Raw genomic sequence first — 23,681 nt, 5'->3', positions numbered from 1 at the left:
TTCACCATGGCCATTATTTTTATTGGAGAGTGTTGGCGAATGAAGGCTGGCCACCTTGGGAAGTGGTGGTCAGCCAGTTCAAACGGTCAGAACGGGTAGTGATGCCCGCCGGGTTGCCAAGTGATCCACTGAGCTCGGGTGAACTCTTCAACGGCGTAATGCCCATTGAAGCGACCCAATCCCGAGTTCTTCTCGCCGCCAAATGGAGCGTTGGGTTGGTCATCAACGGTGATGTCGTTGATGTGCGTCATGCCAGCGACAATGCCGCGGGCGAACGCCAGGCCACGGGCCATATCACGGGTAAACACGGCGCTGGACAGCCCGTAGCTACCGGTGTTTGCCAGCGCCAGTGCGTGCTCCTCATTCTCTGCCGCGACAATGGGCAGAATCGGTCCGAAGGTTTCTTCCATCGCCAACTCTTGGTGGGACGGGACATCGGCGAACACGTGCGGTGGCAGGACCAACCCCTGAGGTTGACCGCCAGCCAACTGCTGCAGTCCGTAGGTTTTCGCAGTGTCGATCTTGCGCAGCAGGCCTTCGAGTTGCGCACTATTGATAACCGGGCCAATGACCGTATCAGGCCGATTGGGGTCGCCGACTTTAAGCGCACGTACCCGCTCGGCCACCAGGTGGGTGAACTGGCCATAGACCGACTTATCGACAATGACGCGGTTCACGCTCATGCAGATTTGGCCTTGGTGTAGAAAACGCCCCACCACTGCTGCATGGGCCGCCACTTCAATGTCAGCATCATCCAGCACGACCAGGGGGCTGTTCCCACCCAGCTCAAGGGCGACCCGCTTGATATGCTCGCCACCGGTGGCAATGCGGCCGACGTTACGGCCGACGTCGGTAGAACCTGTAAACGAGATAAAGCTGGGGACATTATGCGCAACGAACGCGTCGCCAATCTCAGATCCTGCACCGACCACCACATTCAGAACGCCGGGAGCGAAGCCCGCTTCCTCGAACAAGTGCGCGATGAGCAAACCGCCGGTCACCGGCGTGTCACTGGCGGGCTTGAGCACTACAGCGTTACCGAGAGCAACGGCTGGAATGACCGAGCGCAGGCTCAGGTACAGCGGGAAGTTCCAGGGGCTGATGACGCCGATCACCCCAAGCGGCTCCCGGAATACAAAGCTTTGTTCGCCAGGCTTGTGGCTGGTGAGAATTCGGCCTTCCACCTGGAAGGGCATCGCGGCGCACTCGCGCACCAGCTTGAGCGCGCTGTGGCATTCGAAGCTGGCCTTGATTCGGGTGCTGCCTGATTCCTGGATCAGCCAGGAGGTGATCTCCTCGGCACGGCGCTCGATGACATCCGCCAGTTTTATGAGCAGTGCTGCGCGATGCCCAGCGCCTGCCTTGTTCCATTGCCGTTGGGCACTGTGCGCGGCCTGGTAGGCGTCGTCCACATCGTCAATCGAGGCCAGGGGAATCTCAAGCAGTTGAGCGCCGTTGAACGGGTCGTGGTTTTCCAGCGAGCGCTTGGACGTGCCAAGTCGCCAGGCACCGTCGATGTATTGGTGACCCGTGAGGTGGTAAGGGGAGGGTGTTGGCTCAAACATATCAATCTCCAGGAGCGGCGGGCCATTGAGGGGGCGTGCCCAGGGGCGAGAGCCCCCAGGCGGTTCAATTACCGGCGATAGGCCTGCAGGCCCGGCTTGATCGACTTGTCATCCAGAAACTGCTTGAGCCCCTGTTCCCGCCCATGCTCTGGGTCGCGCAGCTGTGCCTGGTCCAACTTGGCGTACAGGTAATCTTCGTTCTGCTCCCAGGTCAGCTCGCGGCAGCGCTTGAAGCCGTTCTTGGCAGCGCGCAGGACCACGGGGTTCTTGTCCAGCAGGTCGCTGGCCAATTCGACCACGGCATCGCGCAGTTCGGCCAAAGGCACGCTGCGGTTGACCAGGCCCATTTGTGCGGCTTTCTGACCATCGAAAGTCTTGCCGGTCATGATGTAGTACAGCGATTCGCGGTGGCCTACCGTGTCGGCCATGGCTTTGCTGACCAGGTTGCCTGGCGGGATGCCCCAGTTAATTTCTGACAAACCAAACGTCGCCTCATCGGCGCAAATCGCGAGATCACAAGCGACCAGCGGGCTGAAGCCACCGCCGAAGCACCAGCCGTTAACCATGGCGATGGTTGGTTTGCTGTACAGGCGCAGCAATTTCCACTGCCATTCAGAGGCGTCACGGCGGATGCGCTCCTGGAGGATCTCAGGGCCAGAGTCCACTTCACGGAAATACTCTTTCAGATCCATGCCGGCGGTCCATGCGGTACCTGCACCGGTCAATACCAAAACCCTGGCGTCGGCATCCTGCTCAACCGTTTCGAGGACATCGCGCATCTCTCGATTGAGGGTAGGGCTCATCGCATTGCGCTTTTCCGGGCGGTTCAGTGTGACCCAGGCGATGCCGTCGTCGACGCTTACAGCGACTGTCTGCCAGCGGCCTTCGTACTTGCTCATAGTGCACCTTTTGTTTTGTTGGACGGTGTTCTGCTGAGTGAAAATTATGTCGCTGCAATAGTTAGGTCAATTAACCAGTTCGGGGGGTATTGGGGGGGGCAGCCAGGAGGAGGCGAGGTACGACGCTGAGAGCCCAGCCAGGCAATACCTGGCTGGGCGAGGGGATCATGCTGTCAAAAAAGGCAGCGTGGCTTTAAGGCCAATCGATACCTGATCTTGATGATGTGAGGCTTTGGGCAGGCAGAAATCGAAGAAGTACCGGGCAGATTCCAATTTCGCGGCATGCAAGGGATTGTCGAGCTTGCCGTCGCTGACGCGAACGGCGCGTAGCCACACATACCCCTCGCTCAGCACGGCAAGCCAACGCAGGAACGAGCCCGCAACGCGATAAGGTGCTTCAGCATCATCCAATTCCGCCTCTCGAATCGCTTCCACGGCGCCCTCGAGCCGTGACGTCTGTTGTGCAAAAGCTCGTGCGGGTTCGCTCCATTGCGCCATATTGGCTACCTGGGCCGCTTCATCGCGATAAAGCTTCATCAGGGCACTCAGGCTACCTTTGCCTCGCAGTACCTTTCGCAGCAGGAGGTCGTTGGCCTGAATTTCGTTGGTGCCTTCGTAAATCATGGCTATGCGACTGTCACGCAGCGTTTGTTCGATGGGGTATTCCTGGCAATAGCCGTAACCCCCGAATACCTGAAGTGCCGCGCTGGCACTCAGAAAGCCCCGCTCCGTGAAATGGGCCTTAACCAGCGGCGTGAGCAACTGGGTCAATGCGCTGCACGATTCACGCTCTGGCGCCTCGGGGCTGTAATGTGAAAGGTCCAGCATGTGGGCCACCCAATAGCCCAGCATGCGCATGCCTTGGGTATGAACGCGTAGCTCCAATAGGGTGTGCCGCAGCGCCGGGTGGAAGTGGATCGGGTCCGCCTCCTGCACAACGGCATCCGCAGGCCTGGACACCGCCCGCATTTGCCGCCGATCAAGGGCATAATTCAACGCACTCTGCCAGGCGGCTTCCGCATGCCCCAGGCCCTGCATGCCGACGTACAGTCTGGCTGAGTTCATCATGGCGAACATCGCGGCCAACCCCTGGTTGGGCTCACCCAGCATCCAGCCGTGAGCGCCATCGAAGCGAAGCGCGCAGGTGGCACTGCCATGAATGCCCATTTTGTGCTCGATGCCATCACAGTGAACGGCGTTCAGCCTGCCATCGGGCAAATGCTTGGGCACCACGAACAGCGAAATACCGCGGCTACCGGCCGGGGCGTTTGGTAACCGTGCAAGCACCAGATGGAGGATATTGTGCGTGAGATCATGTTCGCCTCCGGAAGCGAAAATCTTGCTGCCAGAGATCAGGTATCCGTCATCCTCCAGAGGCTCAGCCCGCGTTCGCAGCAAGCCTACATCGCTGCCTGCCTGAGCCTCGCTCAGGCACATGGTGGGCAGTATTTCGCCGCTGACAATGGCGGGCAAGTAGCGCTCACGCAGCCAGTGCGGTGCGTACAAGCGCAAGCACTCATAGGCGCCGTGGGCGATCCCCGTATACATGGACCACGCATGGTTGCAGGCATAGAGCATCTCCAGCAACGCCGTATTGAGTAGTTGCGGCAAGCCTTGACCACCATCTTCGGCTTGGGCGGCCAAGGCTGGCCAGCCGGCATCGACGAAGGCTTGATAGGCGGCCGGGAAGCCGTCAGGCGTTGAGACTTTCCCGTCGGCGAAGCGGCACCCCTGACGATCACCATTGACGTTGAGAGGGGCAATCACGCCGATGGCGAATCGGGCCGCTTCCTTGAGCACCTGGTCGGCAAGGTCCGCATCCACCTCCTGCAAGGCAGGTAGCCTTGCCCAGGTGGCGGGTGCATCCAGCCAGTCCCCGATGACGTAGCGCATGTCGTCCAGCGGCGCTTGATAATGCTCCATAAGTGACCTCCTGTTTGATATTGAATGAATAGCCGCGCGCAACCACGCCGCCTGGTTAACCCGTGGCATAGGTGGGGATTGAGCGTTATTTAATTTGCTATTGGTTTAAGAGAGCGTGCGCGTTGCTGTTACATCGCGCACGCTACTGAATCCGGACTACAACGCTTACGCGTCCGGCTAATCAACAAGGCCTAATACACGTGCGCGTGCCACAACATGTTTTCTACCTGCGGCATTAAGTTTGCTGAAAAGGTTTTTCATGTGCCATTTGATGGTTTCCTCACTGACAACCATGGCACGTGCTATCTCCTTGTTGCTCATGCTCCTACTGAGCAGGACCAACACTTCGCGTTCCTTTCCGGTCAGTAGGGCTGCGCCTTTGGCATACGCTTCGTCCTGAGCGGGGGGCGCTTTGGCAAGCGGGGTGCTTGATGGGGGCACTGCCACCTTGTCCCCCTGCAGTTCTCGCAAGGTGCGCAGCATGCCTCCCGCCTGTGCCAGGCTGATGGCCTCCAACATCATCGAGTGTGCTTCGGGCTGTTGCTGGTGACGCAAGGCATCAGCGCGCAATAGGCGGGCTTCAACTTCCTCATTGCCGCGCTTCATGCTCAGTGAAAGTTGTAACGCCAGGTCGGCCTCGGCGAAGTTGTTGCCTGGCGCATGTCCATCCTGTTGGACTGACAATGCATACGCCCGGGCTAGATGTGCATGGAGGTGCAGCCAATCGGTGTAAATTTTTGCTGTCTTGCCCTGATGCATCTGAATCAGATTATCCATCTCCTGGCTGATGCGCTGAGCGGTTTCGTGTCGGTCGTGCCGGGCATGGATGCGGACTAACTCAAATTTCGCTGCGACCTGCAGGCGTAGCATGGACCGAGCTTCACCGATGGCGTTCAGGGACGCGAGCAAGTCGAATGCTTGATCCTGGCGGCCTTCGTGGTCAGCGACCCGCGCCAGTGTCCTGTAGGCCGCAATCAGTGCGTCGGGAAGCCCGAAACGCTCCAGCACGGGCAGTCTGCCGGCGAGAAACGCTTCAGGTTCACATCCTTTCACTCCGTCCCAGCACGCCTGGGAAAGCAAAGCAGCGATCAAGCAGGCCACTGGGCTTTGTCGACCCAGACGTTCTTCTGCGCGGTTAAGAGCTGGCCGCAATACTTGCTCTGCCAACCCATAACGGCCTTCCCAAAGATAGGTCAGCCCCATTGCATAGTCAGCCAGTCCGTAGGAAACGGGGGAGAAGGCGGACTGTTGATTCAGTTCCTGAATGCGGGCTAGTTGCTGGCGGGTCTGGTCCGGCTGCCCGCCGTAAAGTGCGACCAGTCCTTTGCTGATCAAATGAATAGGGATGTCGCCTGGCCTCGCGTCCGCAGGCGGTTCGGGCCAAGCCAGTACTTTGCGGCGTAAATCGTCGGCTCGGTCTGCAAAGCCTGCGGCCGTACACTCGATCAGCATCGCTTCGAACTGTTGAGCCTGGCTAAGGTTGGCGTCTGTCCGGATACGGTCGACGAGTGGTTGTGCCTGACCACTGTGCTCGCTCATGGCCAGCGCCCAGGCGGTGGATGACCAGAATCCGGGATGTTGGCACAGTTGCTCTTGCGACAGCCGACGGTACCAGGCCAGCACCATGGAGCTTTTGCCTTGAACCGTCATGTCGTGGGTACAGGTCTCCACCAGATCCAGTGCAGTGGCGATGTCTCCAGCAAAAAACGCTTGTTGTGCCGCCTGCTCAGGCAGGCCATTGGCCGCATACCAGGCGGATGCCTTACGCGATAGGGCCCTGAGCTCGCTGTCGGGCAAACCAGTGAGGCGCTGCGCCAGTACCTCCCTCGCCAAAGGGTGCAGGCGCATCCAGCCTCCGTCTTCAGATCGGGTAAGCAGCGGAGTTTCATCCTGCAACTCAAGCAAAATGTCGCCCATGTCGCTGCGGTTGAACAACGAAGCGCACATGTCGGTGTGTATCAAGTCGAAATGGGACAACCGAGTCAGCAGGTGGACAGCGTCAGCCGACTGCCGGTCGATCACGGTGTCGATGAAATACCGGCGAATGTCTTCGGTGGCCGCGCCTATCAAACCTTCCAGGTCGCCACTGCGATACAGCGAAGCCGCGGCCAGTTGCACGCCAAATGGCCAGCCTTCGGTCAGCTCGTGCAAGACTGCGGCGGCGTCAAGATTGCAACGCCCGCCCAAGGCCGAGGACAGCACTGCCTGGGTTTCCTCAAGGCGCAAGCGCAGGTCGGTGGCGTTCAGCTTGTTGATTCTAGCGGTACGCAGTGCCCCGCTGGCCACAAGGGCGCCCGCTGGGCGCGCGGCGAGTACCACGTGCAAGTTTGCGGGAGCGTTGCCTAGCAGGTAAGTCAGCACTTCCTGGCGTGAAACGGTAGGTAGCCGGTCTACATCGTCGAGCAGAAGCACGACCTCAACGGAGAGGTCGGCGATTTCAGCCAGCCAGCCGGTGATGGCTTCCTGGTGGTCGGTACAGGATTCGATCCAAGCGATGAAGGCTTCATCAAAGGCACGTTTGCCACAGGATAGTTGCGCTGTATAAGCCAAACCGCGAATAAAGGTTCTGGGGTCGTCCTTGTTATCCAGAGTCAGCCAGAAGGCTAGCCCGCCACTGCCCAGCACGGCGCGGCGCCAGTAATTGAGCTGTGAGGTTTTGCCGTAGCCGCTGGGTGCCAACAGGGCGGTGACCTGCGCGCCACTGGATTCGACGCGGCTCAAATGAAGTCTTTCTCGATCCAGGAAACCGCGAACAATACGGGGTGGTGTTGACTTGAGTATGACTGCGGGGGCTGGCTTGAAGACGCCCATGGCCGGATTCTCCGTGGTCATGCAGCCCGTTTACTCCCGGTGTTGATGTCGCTGGGAGTTCAGACGGGGCGTTTAGGACCGCCGTCGGGGCCGCTCATTATTATTTTATCAGGGCAGCACTGGAGCACTTGGTGCCACCCCGCAACAACCGTGCTTGACATAAGTGATGTCAGCTTTATGCAGCCGATGGTAGCGCGCCGAGTGTGTGAACGCCACTGATGCCAGCGCTATTGGCCCACCCTTCAAGGGGGGGGTGGCCCACCCGAGCGTCGCCGTACCGTGCAGGTCATGCAGCGGGGCCTATGCCGCCTGCAATGGATATCTGGCTGTATCACGCGTCGCACGGAGAATAAAAAATCTATGTTTCCCACTGTCTATGTAGTCGGCGTCGGCATGACGCAGTTCGGGCGTCATATTGAGCGATCCCTAGATAGCCTCGCTCGAGAGGCGCTGACCACTGCGCTAAAAGATGCCGGCGCTTCGATCAGTGATATTGGTCAAGTATTCTATGCCGGTGTCACCCAGGGTGCCCTGCAGGGGCAGACCGCCGTGCCAGGTCAGGTTGTCCTGAATAAGATCGGAGTCACGGGCATTCCGATCTGGAATGTGGAAAATGCCTGCGCCTCAGGCACCAGCGCCTTCCAGCTCGCTGTACAGGCATTGCGCGCCGGGGCGTGCGATGTGGCTCTGGCGCTTGGGGCCGAGAAGATGAATATCGAGGACAAGCGCCGTTCGTTGGGGCTCTTCGAGGGCGGCTGGGACGTACTGACGGCGGATGAAAACGCCGCGCGTCTGCTGGAGTTGGGGGCCGGGGTAGAGGCGCCCGAGGGTAGCGAGTCTGGCCGCCCCTACAGTCGCTTCATGGCTATTTACGCCGCGACTTGCCGCTACTGGATGAAAACGTTCGGCACTACCCAGCGCCAGATCGCCGCCGTCTCGGCGAAGAACCACATGCATTCGGTTCACAACCCCCTGGCTCAGTACCGTGAACCTTTCACCATCGAGCAAGTACTGGCCGCGCCACCTATTACCTATCCGTTGACGCTCCCCATGTGTTCGCCGCTCTCTGACGGGGCCGCCGCGGTGATCGTGTGTACCGAGGCAGGTTTGAAGCGATTGGGCATCGACCGTCGCCGTGCCATTCAGGTGCGCGCAACGGCCATTGCCACCGCCACTGACCGAACCCCTGAGCAGTTTGACCAGGCCGTATGCCGCCGCGCCGCCAATTGGGCTTATGAACAGGCTGGCATCGGCCCGGACGAAGTGTCGGTGGTCGAGGTGCATGACGCCAGTGCCATGGGGGAAATTATTGCTGTCGAGTACCTAGGGTTGACCCCTATGGGTGGCGGTGGGCCGGCAGCGCTGGCCGGCGAACTGTCGATCGGCGGGCGTGTTCCGGTTAACACCTCGGGTGGTCTGGAGTGCAAAGGACACCCGATCGGTGCCACAGGCCTCGGCCAAATCCACGAACTGGTCACCCAGTTGCGTGGCGAAGCGGGCGTTCGCCAGGTGGAAGGTGCGCGGGTGGCGTTGCAGGAAAACGGTGGCGGGTCTATCGCCTACGAAGAAGCGGTGGTGACCGTCAATCTGTTTACGCGCTAGAGCCAAGACTCGCTCTGCGTACCGTTCCTCAGGCTCGCCTTCCTACGCAGGAGGGTGAGCCGCGGCGCGATCATGCTCCTACTGTCCACCAACCCATCCCACTCCTCGGTGGGGGGGTAAAACGCCGGATAAGTTCGTACCTTTTGTTCAGCGTCTCGATATGCAGTCCCGCTTACAACAACAATAACGGCCGGCAATGACCGGCAAAGGATGCAGTCTGTGGAGTACAGAAACCCTGTCTCGTTGTCTGAGTCAAAGTGCCTGCAACGTTCCAGTCTTGCCTTGGCAGCTTGTCTGTCGACCGTCTGTGCAACGGCTGCTGAAATTGATACAGGTAACCCTGATTTCAAATTGCGTTGGGATAACACCTTCAAGTATGTCGCAGGCTACCGCTTGCACGATGCTGATTCCGAACTCACCAGCGATGCCAACCTCGGAGATGGTGATAGCAACTTCCGCAAGCGTGGTTTGATTTCCAACCGAATCGATGTGCTGAGCGAGCTGGAAGGGAATTACAAGCAGTTCGGCTTTCGCATCAGTGGTGCCGGCTGGTACGACACCGTTTACAACCGCAGCAATGACAACAACACCGGAGGGGCATTCGGGCCGGGCACCAGCGCTGTGAACTCCACGGAGATTTCCAGGCCTTCCGAGTTCACGTCCTACACTCGGGATACCAACGGCCGTGATGCCGAGTTGCTGGATGCCTTCGTGTCCCAACGCTTCGATGTTGGCGGTCACGCCGCGACCATCCGTTTGGGCCAGCACAGTCTGGTATGGGGTGAGAGCCTGTTCTTTGGCGACAACGCCATCGCAGGCGCCATGTCCCCGGTTGATCAGGCCAAGGCGTTGGCAGTGCCGAACCTGCGCTTCCAGGAAATCCTGCGGCCGGTCCCGCAAGTGTCCGGCCAGTACCAGATTAACGATGAAATCACGGCCTATGCTTTCTACCAACTGCATTGGGAAGAAAACCGCTCCCAAGGCACGGGCAGTTATTTCTCGCCGCTCGATTTCCAGCGCGACGCCAACATTATCTACACCCCTACCGGGGTCTTGACACGTACCTCTACCCACGACGCCAGCAATTCCGGGCAGGGCGGCGTAGCGCTGCGGATCCGTACCGAAGATACCGACTATGGGCTGTACGCAGTACGGTTCAACAGCAAATCCAGCACCTTTGTCACCAACCCGGTGACTCAGACCTTCTACGAGAACTATCACGACGGAATCAACGTGTTCGGTGCCAGCGCTAACCATAACGTTGGATTGTTCAACCTCGCCATCGAGTCCTCGGTGCGCTTTAACCAGGATCTGCTTTCACCCAACGCCTATGACATCGGCAACGGTGCTGAATACGCGACCGGCCGTACGTTCCACGTCAACGTGTCAGCCTTCGGCGCAAACCTGGGCCGCACACCGCTTTGGGATGATGCCCAATTGCTGGCCGAGGTAGCGTTCACGCGGGTGCTGAGCGTCCAGAAGAACGCGGACACCTTGAGCGGCTGCCAGCCGTCAACCTTCCCCGGTTCAGTCTGCAAGCCCAATGGAACACGCGATGCCTGGAAGATGCAGGCGTTGTTTGAGCCGGTGTACTACCAGGCTTTCCCAGGGGTTGATGTGAGGTTGCCCGTCGGCGTGACCTATCAGCCAAAAGGCTCGCGCAACATGGTGGGTCCGGCTCCGCTCCCCGAAAACGGCGGCTCGGTAAACCTTGGCGTCAGCGCGACCTACCTGGATACCTGGCGCCTGGGCTTGAACGTGACCCACTTCTTCGGCAGCACCGGGACGTTATTCAGCTCCGTCAGTGCCGCAGGCACGCAAGCCTGGAACTACGACCAATATTTCCGTGATCGCGACTACGTCACCTTGGCGTTGAGCCGTACCTTCTAAGCATTCGGGAGACTTCCATGAAACTGAACACAATTACATTGTGCGCGGCTCTGTTCGCCTGCGTGGGCGCCCAGCCAATGTTTGCTCAGGCAGGCGTCAGTGCCGATGAGGCGGCGCAACTCAAGACCACGTTGACGCCTTTAGGCGGAGAACGTGCGGGCAACAAGACCGGCACTATTCCGGCCTGGGCCGGTGGTGAACTAAAGGAGCCCGCCAGCTACAAAGCCGGTCAGCGGCGGCCTGACCCGTATGCCAGCGAGAAACCGTTGTATTCGGTGACCGCCGCCAACATGGACAAGTATGCCGATACGCTCAGCGATGGCCAGAAGGCCATGCTCAAGCGCTATCCCTCGTATCGGATGGATGTCTACCCGACTCACCGTACCGCGGTGGCACCGCAGTTTGTCTACGACAACACCTTCAAGAACGCCACCCGCGCCAGTCTCGTCAATGGCACCAGCTACCCCGTGCCGTCCGGAGCGTTCGGTGGTATCCCGTTTCCAGTTCCCAAGTCGGGGCTTGAGGTAATGTGGAATCACCTGCTGAGGTATCAGGGCACCGCGACGCGTAACCTGAACGGCCAGACCTTCATGGTCACGGCTAATGGTCAGAAGGTCATGGCCGTACAAGGACGGCAGGAAATCAAAATGCCGTATTACGACCCCGACGGCTCTGCCGACAAGTTCGACGGTACTTACTGGATGACCCGCGTGGTCAACGACGGCCCGCCTATCCGCGCCGGCGAGGCGATTATCGGGCGAGTCAACGTGGACGATACCAAGTCGCTGGCCTGGGTATACCTGACGGGCCAGCGCCGAGTACGCAAGCTGCCCAACCCCAATGGCGATACACCGACACCGCAGTCCGCAGGCCTGATGAGCTTTGACGAAGTGAGTGTGTTTGGTGGCGGCCCCGGCTTGTTCGACTGGAAGCTGGTGGGCAAGAAGGAGATGCTGATCCCGTACAACGAATACAAAATGCTGCAGCCCGAAAGCGCCGAGGCACTGATCGGTGGCTCGTACATCAACCCCGACTACGTACGGTGGGAGCTTCACCGCGTCTGGGTTGTGGAGGCGCAACTCAAGGCGGGCAAGCGTCACACCTCGCCAAAAGGCGTTTACTACATCGATGAGGATTCCTGGCTCGCCGTGCTTGCCGATCGCTGGGACGCCAATGGCCAGTTGTGGAAAACCTTGTTCGGCATGCCGGTTACCTACCCGGAAATGGCGCTGACCGAGCACGTGACCTACGGCTTCTATGACCTGGTGTCGGGCGCCTGGTACGCAGGCCCGTACGTGAACATTCCGGCGTCGGCCATCGGCCTACAACCTGCCACCGCGCTTCAGGACAGCACCTTCACCCCTGATGCGATGGTCGGCGATCAGTTGCGTTGAGGAGCCACGAATGAACGCAAATGTACGCAACATCTGTGCGTTGGTAGTGGCGCTGTGTGGGGGCGCCCTGGGCGCCTCACCCGCGACCAAACCGTCGTTGCGTGTTGCCGATCCCATGATCCGCGAAGCGTTGATCACGCCTCGCGCCCAGCACGCTGGGCTGCTTGGCGTGGCGTCGGCGGGTGAGCGGTTGGTGGCGGTAGGGGAGCATGGGGTCATTCTTTACTCCGATGACCGGGGCGTTACCTGGACCCAGGCGCACGTTCCCGTCAGCGTTACGCTCACCGTGGTGCGGTTTGTCGACCAGTCTCATGGCTGGGCGGCCGGCCATAACGGTGTGGTGCTACACACCACGGATGCGGGTATGACATGGGAGCGAGTGTTGGACGGCAAGGATGTCATCGCGCTGTACCAGGAGCAGGCTCAATCACTGGCTCAGCGTTATGGCAAAGACAATGAGCAGGCGCGTCGCGCTGGACGCAAGGCACAGCAATTTGCCAGCGATGGGCCTGACAAGCCCTGGCTTGACATGAGCATCGACAAGGCTGGCGACATTTGGCTTGTGGGGGCTTACGGGCTGGCGCTGCGCAGTCATGACGGTAAACGTTGGGAGGTGTGGTCCGATCATCTCGATAATGCCAACGACCTGCATTTGTACGCGGTCAAGACCCAAGGCAACGAGGTATTCATTGCTGGGGAGCAGGGCTTGCTGATGCGCTCCGCAGACAATGGCGAGCATTTCGAACGACTGACGTCACCCTATAAGGGCAGCTTTTTCGTGCTGGAAGTACTCGATGCGCAAGTGCTGGTGGCTGGCCTGCGAGGGTATGCGTTTCGCTCGGTGGACCGAGGCGCCCACTTTGAGCCGGTGACCTTGCCTGCCCCCGTCAATGTTACGGCCAGCCTGCGCTTGCCGGGCGGCGATGTATTGCTGGCTGACCAGGCCGGTACCCTCTACCGCCTGGCGCGTGACCGGCTGAGCAAGCTCCAGGCCTCTGCAGGTACCAACCCTTCGGCTGTCGCTTTGGCAGGCGAGGAGGGGTTGGTCAGTGTCGGAAGTCTTGGCCCCACGAACATCAGCGCCCTGTCGCGCCCTTGAGTGCTTACTGATGAACGCATCGTTTGATAATGAGCATCGGCCGGCCGGCGACGTCCCGTTCGATCCTCAGTCTGGTTCCAGAATAGAGCGCCTGCTCTTCAATCACCGGTTTGTCGTGCTGATCCTTTGCGCGCTGTGTACAGCGTTGGCGGCCTGGCAATTACCGAAGCTGCATATCAATGCCAGCTTCGAAAAGACCATTCCTACCCAGCATCCCTTCATCGTCAATTACCTGGCCATGAAGGACGATTTACCGACCCCCAACCTGCTTCGGGTGGCAGTGGAGCCCGATCAGGGCGATATCTACGACCCCAGGTTCCTAGATGTGTTGCAGCAGATCACCAATGACTTACTGGCCTTGCCGGGCGTCGATCGTCCCGGGCTCAAGAGCCTGTGGACTCCGAACGCCCGCTGGCAAGGCATCACCGAAGACGGCTTCGATGGCGGCACGTTGATCCCTGACGGCTACGACGGCAAACCGGAGGATCTTCAACAACTGCAAATCAATGTGCAGCGTTCCGGGGAGATTGGCCAGATCGTCAGCCTGGACCAGCATTCGGCCCTGGTGTCTGTGCCGCTGTTGGGCGACAACGCCAAACTGCAGCGCAAACTGGACTACGGCAGTCTGAACGTCGCACTGGAGGCGCTTCGCGACAAATACGAGCGCGAGGGCGTAAGAATCCACATCAGCGGCTTTGCGAAGGTCGTGGGCGACCTGATTGACGGGCTCTACAAGATCGCCGCCTTCTTCCTGCTGTCCATCCTGCTGGCAGCGGCCGTGTTGTATTTCTATACCCATTGCATGCGTAGCACCCTGCTGGTGGTGATCTGCTCGCTGGTAGCTGTGGTCTGGCAGTTGGGGTGTCTGCCGCTGTTGGGGTTTGATCTCAACCCCTACTCGGTGCTGGTGCCGTTCCTGGTCTTCGCCATTGGCATGAGCCATGGCGCTCAGAAGATGAACGGTATCATGCAGGACGTTGGACGCGGCATGCACAAGTTGGTGGCTGCCCGCTTTACGTTTCGCCGGCTGTTCCTGGCGGGGTTGACGGCTTTGCTGTGTGACGCCGTGGGGTTTGGCGTATTGCTGGTCATCCACATCGAGGTGATCCAGGAGTTGGCCATGATTGCCAGCCTCGGTGTTGCCATTCTCATCTTCACCAACCTAATCCTGCTGCCGGTGTTATTGAGTTTCGTCGGTGTCAGCCACCGTGCGGCTGGCCGCAGCCTGCGCGCCGAGCGGGGTGACAAACACTTCATCTGGCATTACCTGGGTACATTCACCCAGCGGCGTCGCGCGGCGCTGGCGCTGGTGGTCGCCGCGATAATCGGTGTCGGTGCATTTGCCACCAGCCTTCATTTGAAGATCGGCGACCTTGATCCAGGTGCTCCTGAACTACGCCCTGACTCACGTTACAACCGAGACAGCGCATTCATCGATGCGCACTACGGTGCCAGTGGCGATGTGTTTATCGTCATGGTCCGCACCCCGGATGGCGAGTGTGCTTCCTATGATGCCTTGTCCCGAGTCGATGCGCTCGACTGGCAATTGCAGGCGCTGCCTGCCGTGGAGAGTACGCGCTCGCTAGCCAGCCAGCAGCGGTTGCTGTTCAGTGGCTACAACGAGGGCAATCCCAAATGGCTGGACTTGCCCCGTGGACGCGACATGCTCAATACCATCACGTCAAACTCGCCTCGTGGGCTCTACAACGCCACCTGCTCCGTGCTGCCTGTCACCGCCTTCTTGCGCGACCACCGTGCGGACACGTTGACGTCAGTGGTTGAAAGCAGCGAAGCATTTGCTCAGGCGAACCAGGGCGACTCTGCGCAATTCCTACTGGCCGCGGGCAGCGCCGGCATCGAGGCGGCGACCAACATTGTTGTGCGGCAGTCGAACCGGGAAATGCTGTTCTGGGTGTACGGGGCTGTGACTCTGCTGTGCTTTCTTACCTTCCGGTCCTGGCGCGCGGTGGTATGCGCGATGGCGCCGCTGGCGCTGACATCATTGCTGTGCGAGGCCCTGATGGTCGCGCTGGGGATTGGCGTGAAGGTCGCAACACTGCCAGTGATTGCACTGGGTGTAGGCATCGGCGTGGATTACGCGCTGTATGTGATGAGTATTTTGCTGGCGCGGTTGCGAGCTGGGGAGACGCTGCAGGCCGGGTATGAAACCTCACTGCTCTTCACCGGGCGGATCGTCATGCTGACCGCGTTCACCTTGGCCATCGGCGTTGCTGTGTGGGCCTGGTCGCCAATCAAGTTCCAGGCTGACATGGGCATTCTGCTGGCCTTCATGTTCATCGGCAACATGGTCGGCGCGTTGGTGTTGATTCCAGCCCTTGCACATTTTCTGCTCAAGCCCATGCAAAAAGCTCGTCCGATTCGTGCAAACGAACCCAGTCCAGAGACGCTGGTGGCCAGCGACGTGCATCAGCGCCCATTGATCGCACAGGCGCAGTTGCGCTTGCACCGTTGATTGATTAATAACAATGCCAAAAGTGGAGGTAGTAATGTTTAGGCAAAAGGTGGTAGCCATTACCGGGGCGGGGTCTGGGATAGGGAGGGCTTTGTCGGTCGCGTTAGCTTTACAGGGCGCTCGGTTGGCCCTGGCGGACGTCAACGGCGCGGCCCTTGCGAAAACCCTTGAGGAACTGCCGGAGGGCACGGACGCTCGGCTATACCAACTGGACGTGTCCAGCCGCGAAGCTGTATTCAAGTTCGCAGACGATGTCGTTGCCGACTTCGGTGCAGTCCATACCGTGATCAACAATGCCGGCATCGGCGTAATCGCGTCCATTGAGCACATCACCTACGAAGAGTTGGAACGGGTGATTAACATCAACCTTTGGGGCGTTATCCACGGCACCAAGGCCTTCCTTCCCAAATTCCTAGCGCAGCGCGAAGGTTGCGTAGTGAACGTGTCCAGCGTCTTCGGCCTGCTCGCAACGCCGTGCCAGGCAGCGTATGTGATGGCGAAGTTCGCGGTGCGCGGGCTGACTGAGACACTGTGGCAGGAACTAGAGGGAACGGGAGTGACCGCAGTGCTGGTGCATCCTGGTGGCATCAATACCAATATCAGCCAAAATTCGCCGGTCGCGGCGTCGGGTACCGACTATGAGCAGAAGTTGTCGAAGGCTTTGCTTGGGCAGATGACCACCACGCCCCAGGCGTGCGCACAAGAGATCGTTGAAGGCCTGATACGCGGAGACAAGCGTCTGCTGGTGGGCAGTGGCGCCAAGACGCTGCATCGTATTTCGAGACTGTTCCCCCAAGGGTACGGGGCGTTATTGAAGCGTAAGCTGGCGATCTGATCGCTTGAATCAAAACCAGTACTCAGTCAAGAAGCCAGGGCTGTTTTCACAGCCCTGGCTTCTTCGCTTATGGCAGTACTTCAAACAACCCTGCGGCACCCATCCCGCCACCGATGCACATGGTGACCACGACATAACGCACGCCGCGCCGGCGCCCCTCGATCAGCGCATGCCCGACCTGACGCGAACCCGTGACGCCGTACGGATGGCCCACCGCAATAGCGCCACCGTTGATGTTCAGGCGCTCATCGGGAATTCCCAGCCGTTCGCGGCAGTAAATAACCTGCACAGCGAACGCCTCGTTAAGCTCCCAAAGGCCGATGTCATCTACGCTCAGCCCTGCCTTGGCCAGCAGTTTGGGTACAGCGTAAACAGGGCCAATACCCATTTCGTCCGGTTCGCACCCGGCAACCTGGAACCCTCGGAAAATGCCAAGGGGAGCAAGACCGCGTTGCCTGGCCAGGTCTGCATTCATGACGACGCAGGCTGAGGCACCGTCGGACAGTTGGCTGGCATTACCTGCGGTAATGGAGCCGCCGGGCAGTACTGTACGAATACCCGAAACCCCCTCCAGAGTCGTGTCGCCGCGAATGCCTTCGTCGTGAGCGACAGTGACTGCCTGGGTGCTGATGCTACCATCGGCGGCAACGATTGCCATGCGAGTGGCGAAGGGCACGATTTCCTCTGCAAAACGCCCCTCCAGCTGGGCCTTAGCCGCGCGTTGCTGGCTCCGCGCACCGTATTCGTCCTGTTGGCGGCGATCGATACCGTAGCGTTTGGCGACGACTTCAGCCGTGTCCAGCATGCCCCAATACACCTCGGGACGATGCTGCTCTATCCAGGTCTCTTTCTGGTTGAAGGTCGTGGAATGGGACTGTACCAGGGTGATGGATTCAACACCGCCAGCCACATAGATGTCACCTTCACCGGCAATGACTCGCTGCGCGGCCAAGGCGATCGACTGCAGACCGGTGGAGCAGAAGCGGTTTACCGTGAGGCCGCCGGTGGTTACCGGGCAACCGGCGCGCAAGGCCACCAGCCGTGCGATGTTGACGCCCCCAGGCCCCTCCAGAAAGGCGCTGCCGAAGATCACGTCTTCAACGTCGGCAGGGAGAATACCGGCACGCTCTATAGCGTGGCTGACCACATGGCCACCCAGGGTCACCGGATGGGTCATGTTGAAGCCGCCCTTGAATGACTTGGCCAGGCCTGTGCGGGCGGTTGAGACGATAACGGCTTCAGTCATGAGGCCTCCGATTCGTTGAAGGTGCTGAGAGATTGGCCTTGTGCGGCGAGCTGGTTCAGGAGCTGTGCGGGCCGCCATGTGTTTGCGCTTTGCTGGTAGGTCGGGCCCTGGGCAAAGCGCTCCAGGTCAGCGAGCACCGTAGCCAGACCGCGCTGGTCGGCCGCGAACATCGGCCCCCCTCGCCAGCGAGGAAAGCCGTAGCCAGCCACGTACACCACATCAATATCCGATGCGCGCTGGGCGATGCCTTCTTCAAGGATCTTGGCGCCCTCATTAACGAGTGCCAGCAGTAGCCGATCAACGATCTCCTCGTCGCTGATGGTGCGCCGCTCGATACCCAGCCGTGCCGACTCCGCCACCACGGCGTCGTTGACCTCCTGGCTCGGCTGCGGGGCTCGCTGCCCAGGCACATAGTCGTACCAGCCTCGACCAACCTTTTGACCGTAACGGCCCATTTGCGTGATGACCTCGGGCGTGCGGGAAAACACCAGGCTGGGGTCACGCGCCAGACGTTGTTCGCGAATTTGAGTGCCCAGGTCGTTGCCGGCCAGGTCGCAGACGCGGAAAGGCCCCATGGCCATACCCCACTTCTCGATGGCGTTGTCGACCTGATGGGGGAGGGCGCCTTCGTCCAGCAGAAAGCCCGCCTGGGTCAGGTAAGGCTGCATCATGCGGTTGCCGATGAAGCCCTCGCAAACCTTGGACACCACAGCGGTTTTCTTGATCTGGCGTGCGAACGCCATGGCGGTTGCCAATGTGTGCGGTGATGTTTGCGCACCCTCTACCACTTCCAGTAGCGGCATCACCTGTGCAGGGCTGAAGAAGTGCAAGCCGATTACATCCTGGGGACGGCGGGTGAAACCGGCTATGACATTCAGGTCCAGCATCGAAGTGTTGGAGGCCAGCAAGGTTCCGGGCTTGGCCAGTTCATCCAGCTGGGCAAAAACGGCTCGCTTTACGTCCAGATCTTCGAACACGGCTTCGATGACGATGTCAGCGTCGCGCACGGCCTCGTAGTTCACCGCGCCCTTGAATAGCCCAAGATGCTGATCCACCTGGGCCTGCGTCAAGCGGCCTTTCTTCAGAGCCCCCTCGTAATGCGCGCGTACGGTGGTCAATCCACGTTCCAGGGCTGCCTGCTCGCGCTCGATCAGTGTGACGTGCAGCCCGGCATTGGCCAGCGTGATGGCGATGCCTGAACCCATGGTGCCAGCGCCGACCACCACCGCCTGCTGGATTTTTTTCGGGGTGGGCTTCGCAGCTTCGCCGACCAGTTGCGAAGCCTTGCGCTCAGCCTTGAAGGCATGGCGCAGCCCAAAGGATTGCGGCGTTTCGCGCAGTTTCCAGAACGTCTCGAACTCGTATTTCAGACCCTCCTTAAGCGGCAGTGTGACCGCTGATTCCAGGCAGTCCACGCAGGCCTGTGGCGCGACCAGCCCTCGCGATCGTGCTGCGACGGTGGCGCGTGCGTAAGCCAGATACGCCTGGGCGTTTTCCATCTCGATCGGGCGGTTGCCAGTGCGTGGGATCGGCGAGCCAGCGGCGGCCCGATCCGCCAGTTGACGGGCCAGGGAAACAGCTGTATCAAGCGGTTGATCGGCCGTGACGGAATTGAACAGACCGCTTTCACTCAGCACCTGGGCCGGTGTTGGGCGCCCTTGCAGTACCAGATTAAGCGCCGTTTCCAGCCCCACCAGCCGGGGCAGGCGTTGGGTACCGCCTGCGCCAGGGACTAGCCCCAGATGGACTTCAGGCAACCCGACCAAGGTCTGCGCATGTGCGACCCTGCCGTGGCACGCCAGGGCCAGCTCCAGGCCGCCTCCCAACGCGCTTCCATGCAGCGCGGCGACGACGGGCTTGGCGCTGTCCTCGATCAGGCAGAACAGGTCCAGCAGGGGGATTTGCGCCAGGCTCGGCGAATCGAACTCGCTGATATCCCCACCCGCGCAAAAACCGCGGCCGGCGCCTGTCAGTGCGATGGCGCGTATCGTTTCATCTTCCAGGGCACCCAGCAGCGCCTGGCGCAGGTGAAGCCTGAGGGCAAAGGACAAGGCGTTGACCGGTGGGTTATCAAGCGTGATAAGCGCTACGCCGTCCAGGTTTTGGTAAAGCGGTGCAGTAGGCGTGTTCATAGGGCGGCTACCAGGTCAGGAACGGCAGTGAACAAATCGGCCTCCAGGCCATAGTCGGCAATACTGAAGATCGGTGCCTCCGGGTCTTTGTTGATGGCAACGATGACATGGGAGTCCTTCATGCCGGCCAGGTGCTGAATAGCGCCGCTGATGCCCACTGCGATGTAAAGCGAGGGCGCCACAATTTTGCCGGTCTGGCCGACCTGCCAGTCATTGGGTGCGTACGCTGCATCGACCGCAGCGCGGCTGGCGCCCAGGGCGGCCCCCAACTTGTCGGCCAAAGGCTGGAGCAGCGCATTGAACTGCTCGCTGGAACCCAGCGCTCTTCCGCCTGAAACAACGACTTTGGCGGCGGTCAGCTCTGGTCGCTCGGACTGGGTCAGTGCTCGGCTGACGAAGCGGCTTTTCTGGTCGACCTGCACCTTGGGCAAGGCTTGAACAGAGGCGGAACCTCCCTCAGCCGGAGTGGGATTGAACGCCGTGGTACGTACCGTGATGACCTTCACCGGGTCGTGGCTCTGGACAGTGGCGATGGCGTTGCCGGCATAGATTGGGCGCTCGAAGGTATCGAGGTCGACTACGTGGGTAATTTCACTGATCTGTGCCACGTCTAGATGGGCAGCAACGCGTGGCGCAATGCTGCGGCCGTAGGAGGTGGCTGCGAACAGGATATGGCTGTAATCCGGGGCGATTGACACTACTTGAGCGGCCACAGTTTCGGCCAAGCCGTCGGCCAGGTCAGGATGGTCGACATAGAGCACCTTGCTCACGCCACTCGCCTGCGCCGCGGCTTCGCTGACGGCACCGCTTTGATGCCCGACCACCAGAACATGAACGTCTGCGTTGATGAGTTTTCCAGCGTTGATCACGCTCAACGTTGCGGGCTTGAGCGCAGCGTTGTCGTGCTCTGCAATTACCAGAATGGTCATGATCAGATTACCTTCGCTTCGTGTTTGAGCTTTTCCACCAGCGTGGCCACGTCTTTGACTTTTATGCCTGCACTGCGGATTGGAGGTTCCTTGACCCGAAGCGTGTTTAGCTTTGGTGTCACATCGACGCCCAACGTGTGCGGCGTGACAATGTCCAGGGGCTTTTTCTTGGCTTTCATGATGTTAGGCAGCGCCACATAGCGGGGCTCATTTAGCCGCAGGTCAGTGGTAATCAATGCCGGCAGATCGAGCTGGAGGGTTTCCAAGCCACCGTCGACTTCTCGAGTTACCAGGGCATGTCGCGCTGCTATGACAATTTTTGAGGCAAAGGTGGCCTGAGGCAGGTTTGCTAGTGCGGCGAGCATCTGCCCAGTCTGATTGCAGTCGTCGTCGATCGCCTGCTTGCCGAGCAGGATCAGGTCAGGTTGTTCTTGGGCGAGCAGGGCTTTGAGCAGCTTGGCCACGGCCAGGGGTTGCAGCTCAACGTCGGTCTCGACAAGGATCGCCCGATCAGCCCCTATGGCCAGCGCCGTACGCAGTGTTTCCTGGCAGGCCGATACCCCGCAACTCACGGCGATAATTTCGGAAATGACGCCAGACTCTTTGAGCCTGACGGCTTCTTCGATGGCAATTTCATCGAAGGGGTTGATGCTCATCTTCACGGTACTCAGGTCGACGCCGGAATGGTCCGACTTCACCCGAATTTTTACGTTGTAGTCCACGACCCGTTTTACGGCCACCAATGCCTTCATTGTTGTTCGTCTCCTCATTATTGGTCCATTGCAGCTGCTGCAGTGGGCTTTGACGAAAGCTGGAGTCTATGAACGCCCTGGACGTGTGGCTATGTCAGAGCCTGTCGCCCCCTCTTCGTGGGTGGCCCTTCCCCCCACCACTTGCATCACCCTGTGATCACGTGGGCCATGGGCGCACGGCACAGTCCTTTTCAGCTGGAGAATAAAATGAACGCGTATTCAGCCCCTCTGCATGAGATTCGCTTCGCACTGCGAGAGCTTGCAGATATCCACGGCGTTGCTCAGCTCGCGGAGGGCCAAGCCCTGGCCGACTCGGACCTGGTGGACGCTATCCTCGAGGAGGCCGCGCGTTTCGCCCGGGATGTGCTTGCACCACTCGATAGTGTGGGTGATCGGCAGGGCGCTAGCTGGAGCAACGAAGGCGTGTCCACGGCGCCAGGCTTCGTACAGGCGTACCGTCAATTCATCGAAGCGGGCTGGAACAATGTGTCCATACCGGCGCAATACGGTGGCCAGGGGCTGCCGACCTTGCTATGTACCGCGTTGCAGGAGATGTTCGTCGCCTCTAACAAATCTTTCTGCTTTTGCCCGGAATTGACCAGCTTTGCCGCCAAGGCGCTCGCCCATGCGGGGACCGATGCACTGAAGTCGCTTTATATTCCCAAGCTGGTCAGCGGTGAATGGACCGGCACCATGAACCTCACCGAGCCTCAGGCAGGCTCCGATGTGGGGGCGCTCAAGACCCGGGCAGTGCCCCACTCGGATGGGACGTTCCGCCTGTTCGGGCAGAAGATTTTCATCAGCTATGGCGACCACGATCTTGCCGACAACATCGTTCATCTGGTTCTGGCTAGGCTACCTGGGGCTCCTGCGGGCTCAAAGGGGGTATCACTTTTCCTGGTGCCCAAGCTGCTGCCTGCCAGCGATGGACTAGGGCAACGCAACGATGTGCAATGCGCCGGCATCGAGCACAAGTTGGGCAACCATGGCAGCCCCACCTGCACACTGGTGTACGGGGGGGAGGGTGAGGGCGCGGTCGGATGGCTGGTGGGCCAGGAGAACAAAGGCCTGCAGGCCATGTTCGTGATGGTCAATTCGGCACGCTTCAACGTCGGTCTTGAGGGCGTGGCTGCCAGCGAGCGCGCCTACCAGCAAGCACTGGCGTATGCCCGCGAGCGCGTGCAGGGGCGGCTGGCCAATGGCGGCGTCGAGCCAGTGCCGATCATTCAGCACCCGGATGTGCGCCGCATGCTTTTGTTGATGCGCAGCCAGACCGAAGCCATGCGCGCCGTGGCCTATGTCGTGGCGGCAGCTCGCGACCTGGCCGGCAGCCATCCAGACCCTGCCGTGCGCCGTGAGCGGCAGGCCTTTGTGGATTTGATGATTCCAATCTTCAAGGGGTGGGCGTCCGAGACAGGGGTTGACGTCACCTCCACATCGATCCAGGTGCATGGTGGTCTTGGCTATATCGAGGAAAGCGGCGTCTCGCAGCCACTGCGCGATGTGCGTGTGGCCACCATCTACGAGGGCACCACCTCCATTCAGGGGCACGACCTGGTCGAACGAAAACTGGTCCGCGACGGTGGTGCTGCGTTGCGCGCCTGGCTGGAACAGGTGCATTCCACCTTGCGGCATCTGCGTCAGGAAGGCTTGGCGTTGGCCGACATCGAGTCAGCGCTGAGAAGGGCGGTAGACGCGCTGCAAGAGGCTACCGGCTGGGCGTTGGCCCACTACAGCCAGCAGCCGCTCCAGGTGCTGGCAGGTTCAGTCCCTCTGCTCAAGCTCTGCGGCACGGTGGCTGGTGGATGGCAGACAGCGCGCGCAGCGCTGGCCGCGACCCGCCAGTTGGCGGCGGGTGAGGGTGACGAAGCATTCCTGCGGCGCAAGTTGCTGACGGCTCGCTTTTACGCCAAGCACGTTTTGCCGCAGGCGCAAGGACTGGCCTTGGTTGCAATGCAGGGCGGTGAATCGGTCTTGGCCCTCGACGAAGCCGCGTTCTGATGGGTGGCTGACCCCTCTTACATGGGGGGGCATGGCCATCAGCAAGCTCGTACTGTTGAGTCAAGACAACGAAGGACCGCGCGCCCTCGTTGCTGCCTTATCAGCAACGCTGCCATGCCTCACGCGATTG

15 protein-coding genes are annotated in these 23,681 nt (G+C 60.1%); 7 read left to right on the top strand and 8 right to left on the bottom strand.

What is annotated here, in order from left to right; genetic code table 11:
* Positions 1–86: 86 nt before the first annotated feature.
* The 4 genes from AC0SZ7_RS04030 to AC0SZ7_RS04015 all read right to left on the bottom strand — a co-directional run bounded on the left by AC0SZ7_RS04030 (position 87) and on the right by AC0SZ7_RS04015 (position 7,219).
* Positions 87–1,565: an aldehyde dehydrogenase family protein gene (locus AC0SZ7_RS04030; protein WP_475503136.1), complete on the bottom strand. Its 1,479-nt coding sequence runs from the start codon at positions 1,563–1,565 to the stop codon at positions 87–89.
* A 68-nt stretch (positions 1,566–1,633) separates the two neighbouring features.
* Positions 1,634–2,464 carry a p-hydroxycinnamoyl CoA hydratase/lyase gene (locus tag AC0SZ7_RS04025; protein WP_455921178.1) on the bottom strand — a complete coding sequence of 277 codons (831 nt, stop codon included), beginning with the start codon at positions 2,462–2,464 and terminating at the stop codon, positions 1,634–1,636.
* 165 nt (positions 2,465–2,629) lie between these two features.
* Positions 2,630–4,387, bottom strand: a complete 1,758-nt coding sequence (locus AC0SZ7_RS04020; protein WP_475503135.1) for an acyl-CoA dehydrogenase — start codon at positions 4,385–4,387, stop codon at positions 2,630–2,632.
* 177 nt (positions 4,388–4,564) lie between these two features.
* Positions 4,565–7,219: a winged helix-turn-helix domain-containing protein gene (locus AC0SZ7_RS04015; protein WP_475503134.1), complete on the bottom strand. Its 2,655-nt coding sequence runs from the start codon at positions 7,217–7,219 to the stop codon at positions 4,565–4,567.
* Positions 7,220–7,558: 339 nt separating this feature from the next.
* Here AC0SZ7_RS04015 and AC0SZ7_RS04010 point away from each other — a divergent pair, with 339 nt between their 5' ends.
* The 6 genes from AC0SZ7_RS04010 to AC0SZ7_RS03985 all read left to right on the top strand — a co-directional run bounded on the left by AC0SZ7_RS04010 (position 7,559) and on the right by AC0SZ7_RS03985 (position 16,491).
* A complete protein-coding gene (locus tag AC0SZ7_RS04010; RefSeq protein ID WP_475503133.1) occupies positions 7,559–8,800 on the top strand; it encodes a thiolase family protein in 1,242 nt (413 codons plus the stop codon).
* A gap of 219 nt (positions 8,801–9,019) precedes the next feature.
* On the top strand, positions 9,020–10,690 hold the full coding sequence (locus AC0SZ7_RS04005; protein WP_475503132.1) for a DUF1302 domain-containing protein: 1,671 nt from the start codon (positions 9,020–9,022) through the stop codon (positions 10,688–10,690).
* Positions 10,691–10,707: 17 nt separating this feature from the next.
* Positions 10,708–12,084 (top strand): DUF1329 domain-containing protein, encoded by a 1,377-nt coding sequence (locus AC0SZ7_RS04000; RefSeq protein ID WP_475503131.1) that lies wholly within the window; start codon positions 10,708–10,710, stop codon positions 12,082–12,084.
* Between the two features lie 10 nt (positions 12,085–12,094).
* Positions 12,095–13,183 (top strand): WD40/YVTN/BNR-like repeat-containing protein, encoded by a 1,089-nt coding sequence (locus AC0SZ7_RS03995; protein ID WP_475503130.1) that lies wholly within the window; start codon positions 12,095–12,097, stop codon positions 13,181–13,183.
* A gap of 10 nt (positions 13,184–13,193) precedes the next feature.
* Entirely contained in the window at positions 13,194–15,656 is a 2,463-nt protein-coding gene (locus AC0SZ7_RS03990) for an efflux RND transporter permease subunit (RefSeq protein ID WP_475503129.1), read from the top strand.
* Positions 15,657–15,669: 13 nt separating this feature from the next.
* Positions 15,670–16,491: an SDR family NAD(P)-dependent oxidoreductase gene (locus AC0SZ7_RS03985; protein ID WP_475503128.1), complete on the top strand. Its 822-nt coding sequence runs from the start codon at positions 15,670–15,672 to the stop codon at positions 16,489–16,491.
* Between the two features lie 67 nt (positions 16,492–16,558).
* Here the strand turns inward: AC0SZ7_RS03985 and AC0SZ7_RS03980 are convergent, their stop codons facing one another.
* Genes AC0SZ7_RS03980 through AC0SZ7_RS03965 form a run of 4 tightly spaced genes read right to left on the bottom strand, consistent with a single transcriptional unit; the run spans position 16,559 to position 21,550 of the window.
* A complete protein-coding gene (locus tag AC0SZ7_RS03980) occupies positions 16,559–17,737 on the bottom strand; it encodes an acetyl-CoA C-acyltransferase (RefSeq protein WP_475503127.1) in 1,179 nt (392 codons plus the stop codon).
* On the bottom strand, positions 17,734–19,869 hold the full coding sequence (locus AC0SZ7_RS03975) for a 3-hydroxyacyl-CoA dehydrogenase NAD-binding domain-containing protein (protein WP_475503126.1): 2,136 nt from the start codon (positions 19,867–19,869) through the stop codon (positions 17,734–17,736). Before AC0SZ7_RS03975 ends, AC0SZ7_RS03980 begins: the two co-directional genes overlap by 4 nt.
* Positions 19,866–20,798 (bottom strand): electron transfer flavoprotein subunit alpha/FixB family protein, encoded by a 933-nt coding sequence (locus AC0SZ7_RS03970; protein WP_475503125.1) that lies wholly within the window; start codon positions 20,796–20,798, stop codon positions 19,866–19,868. The genes AC0SZ7_RS03975 and AC0SZ7_RS03970 overlap by 4 nt, the downstream gene beginning before the upstream one ends.
* Positions 20,799–20,800: 2 nt before the next feature.
* Complete coding sequence (locus AC0SZ7_RS03965; RefSeq protein ID WP_475503124.1) at positions 20,801–21,550, bottom strand: electron transfer flavoprotein subunit beta/FixA family protein; 750 nt, start codon at positions 21,548–21,550, stop codon at positions 20,801–20,803.
* Between the two features lie 207 nt (positions 21,551–21,757).
* On the opposite strand from AC0SZ7_RS03965, the gene AC0SZ7_RS03960 reads away from it, so the two are divergent.
* Entirely contained in the window at positions 21,758–23,551 is a 1,794-nt protein-coding gene (locus AC0SZ7_RS03960) for an acyl-CoA dehydrogenase (protein ID WP_475503123.1), read from the top strand.
* Positions 23,552–23,681 lie beyond the last annotated feature (130 nt).

This window comes from Pseudomonas sp. JC1203 (genome assembly GCF_056175065.1).
The sequence above is the reverse complement of the archived record's forward strand: the minus strand, read 5'-3'. Positions and strand labels throughout refer to the sequence as shown.

Bases quoted from the DNA above. Each gene is read 5' to 3' on its own strand.
- AC0SZ7_RS04030 (WP_475503136.1), bottom strand. From the start codon at position 1,565: ATGTTTGAGCCAACACCCTCCCCTTACCACCTCACGGGTCACCAATAC.
- AC0SZ7_RS04025 (WP_455921178.1), bottom strand. From the start codon at position 2,464: ATGAGCAAGTACGAAGGCCGCTGGCAGACAGTCGCTGTAAGCGTCGAC.
- AC0SZ7_RS04020 (WP_475503135.1), bottom strand. From the start codon at position 4,387: ATGGAGCATTATCAAGCGCCGCTGGACGACATGCGCTACGTCATCGGG.
- AC0SZ7_RS04015 (WP_475503134.1), bottom strand. From the start codon at position 7,219: ATGACCACGGAGAATCCGGCCATGGGCGTCTTCAAGCCAGCCCCCGCA.
- AC0SZ7_RS04010 (WP_475503133.1), top strand. From the start codon at position 7,559: ATGTTTCCCACTGTCTATGTAGTCGGCGTCGGCATGACGCAGTTCGGG.
- AC0SZ7_RS04000 (WP_475503131.1), top strand. From the start codon at position 10,708: ATGAAACTGAACACAATTACATTGTGCGCGGCTCTGTTCGCCTGCGTG.
- AC0SZ7_RS03995 (WP_475503130.1), top strand. From the start codon at position 12,095: ATGAACGCAAATGTACGCAACATCTGTGCGTTGGTAGTGGCGCTGTGT.
- AC0SZ7_RS03990 (WP_475503129.1), top strand. From the start codon at position 13,194: ATGAACGCATCGTTTGATAATGAGCATCGGCCGGCCGGCGACGTCCCG.
- AC0SZ7_RS03985 (WP_475503128.1), top strand. From the start codon at position 15,670: ATGCCAAAAGTGGAGGTAGTAATGTTTAGGCAAAAGGTGGTAGCCATT.
- AC0SZ7_RS03980 (WP_475503127.1), bottom strand. From the start codon at position 17,737: ATGACTGAAGCCGTTATCGTCTCAACCGCCCGCACAGGCCTGGCCAAG.
- AC0SZ7_RS03975 (WP_475503126.1), bottom strand. From the start codon at position 19,869: ATGAACACGCCTACTGCACCGCTTTACCAAAACCTGGACGGCGTAGCG.
- AC0SZ7_RS03970 (WP_475503125.1), bottom strand. From the start codon at position 20,798: ATGACCATTCTGGTAATTGCAGAGCACGACAACGCTGCGCTCAAGCCC.
- AC0SZ7_RS03965 (WP_475503124.1), bottom strand. From the start codon at position 21,550: ATGAAGGCATTGGTGGCCGTAAAACGGGTCGTGGACTACAACGTAAAA.
- AC0SZ7_RS03960 (WP_475503123.1), top strand. From the start codon at position 21,758: ATGAACGCGTATTCAGCCCCTCTGCATGAGATTCGCTTCGCACTGCGA.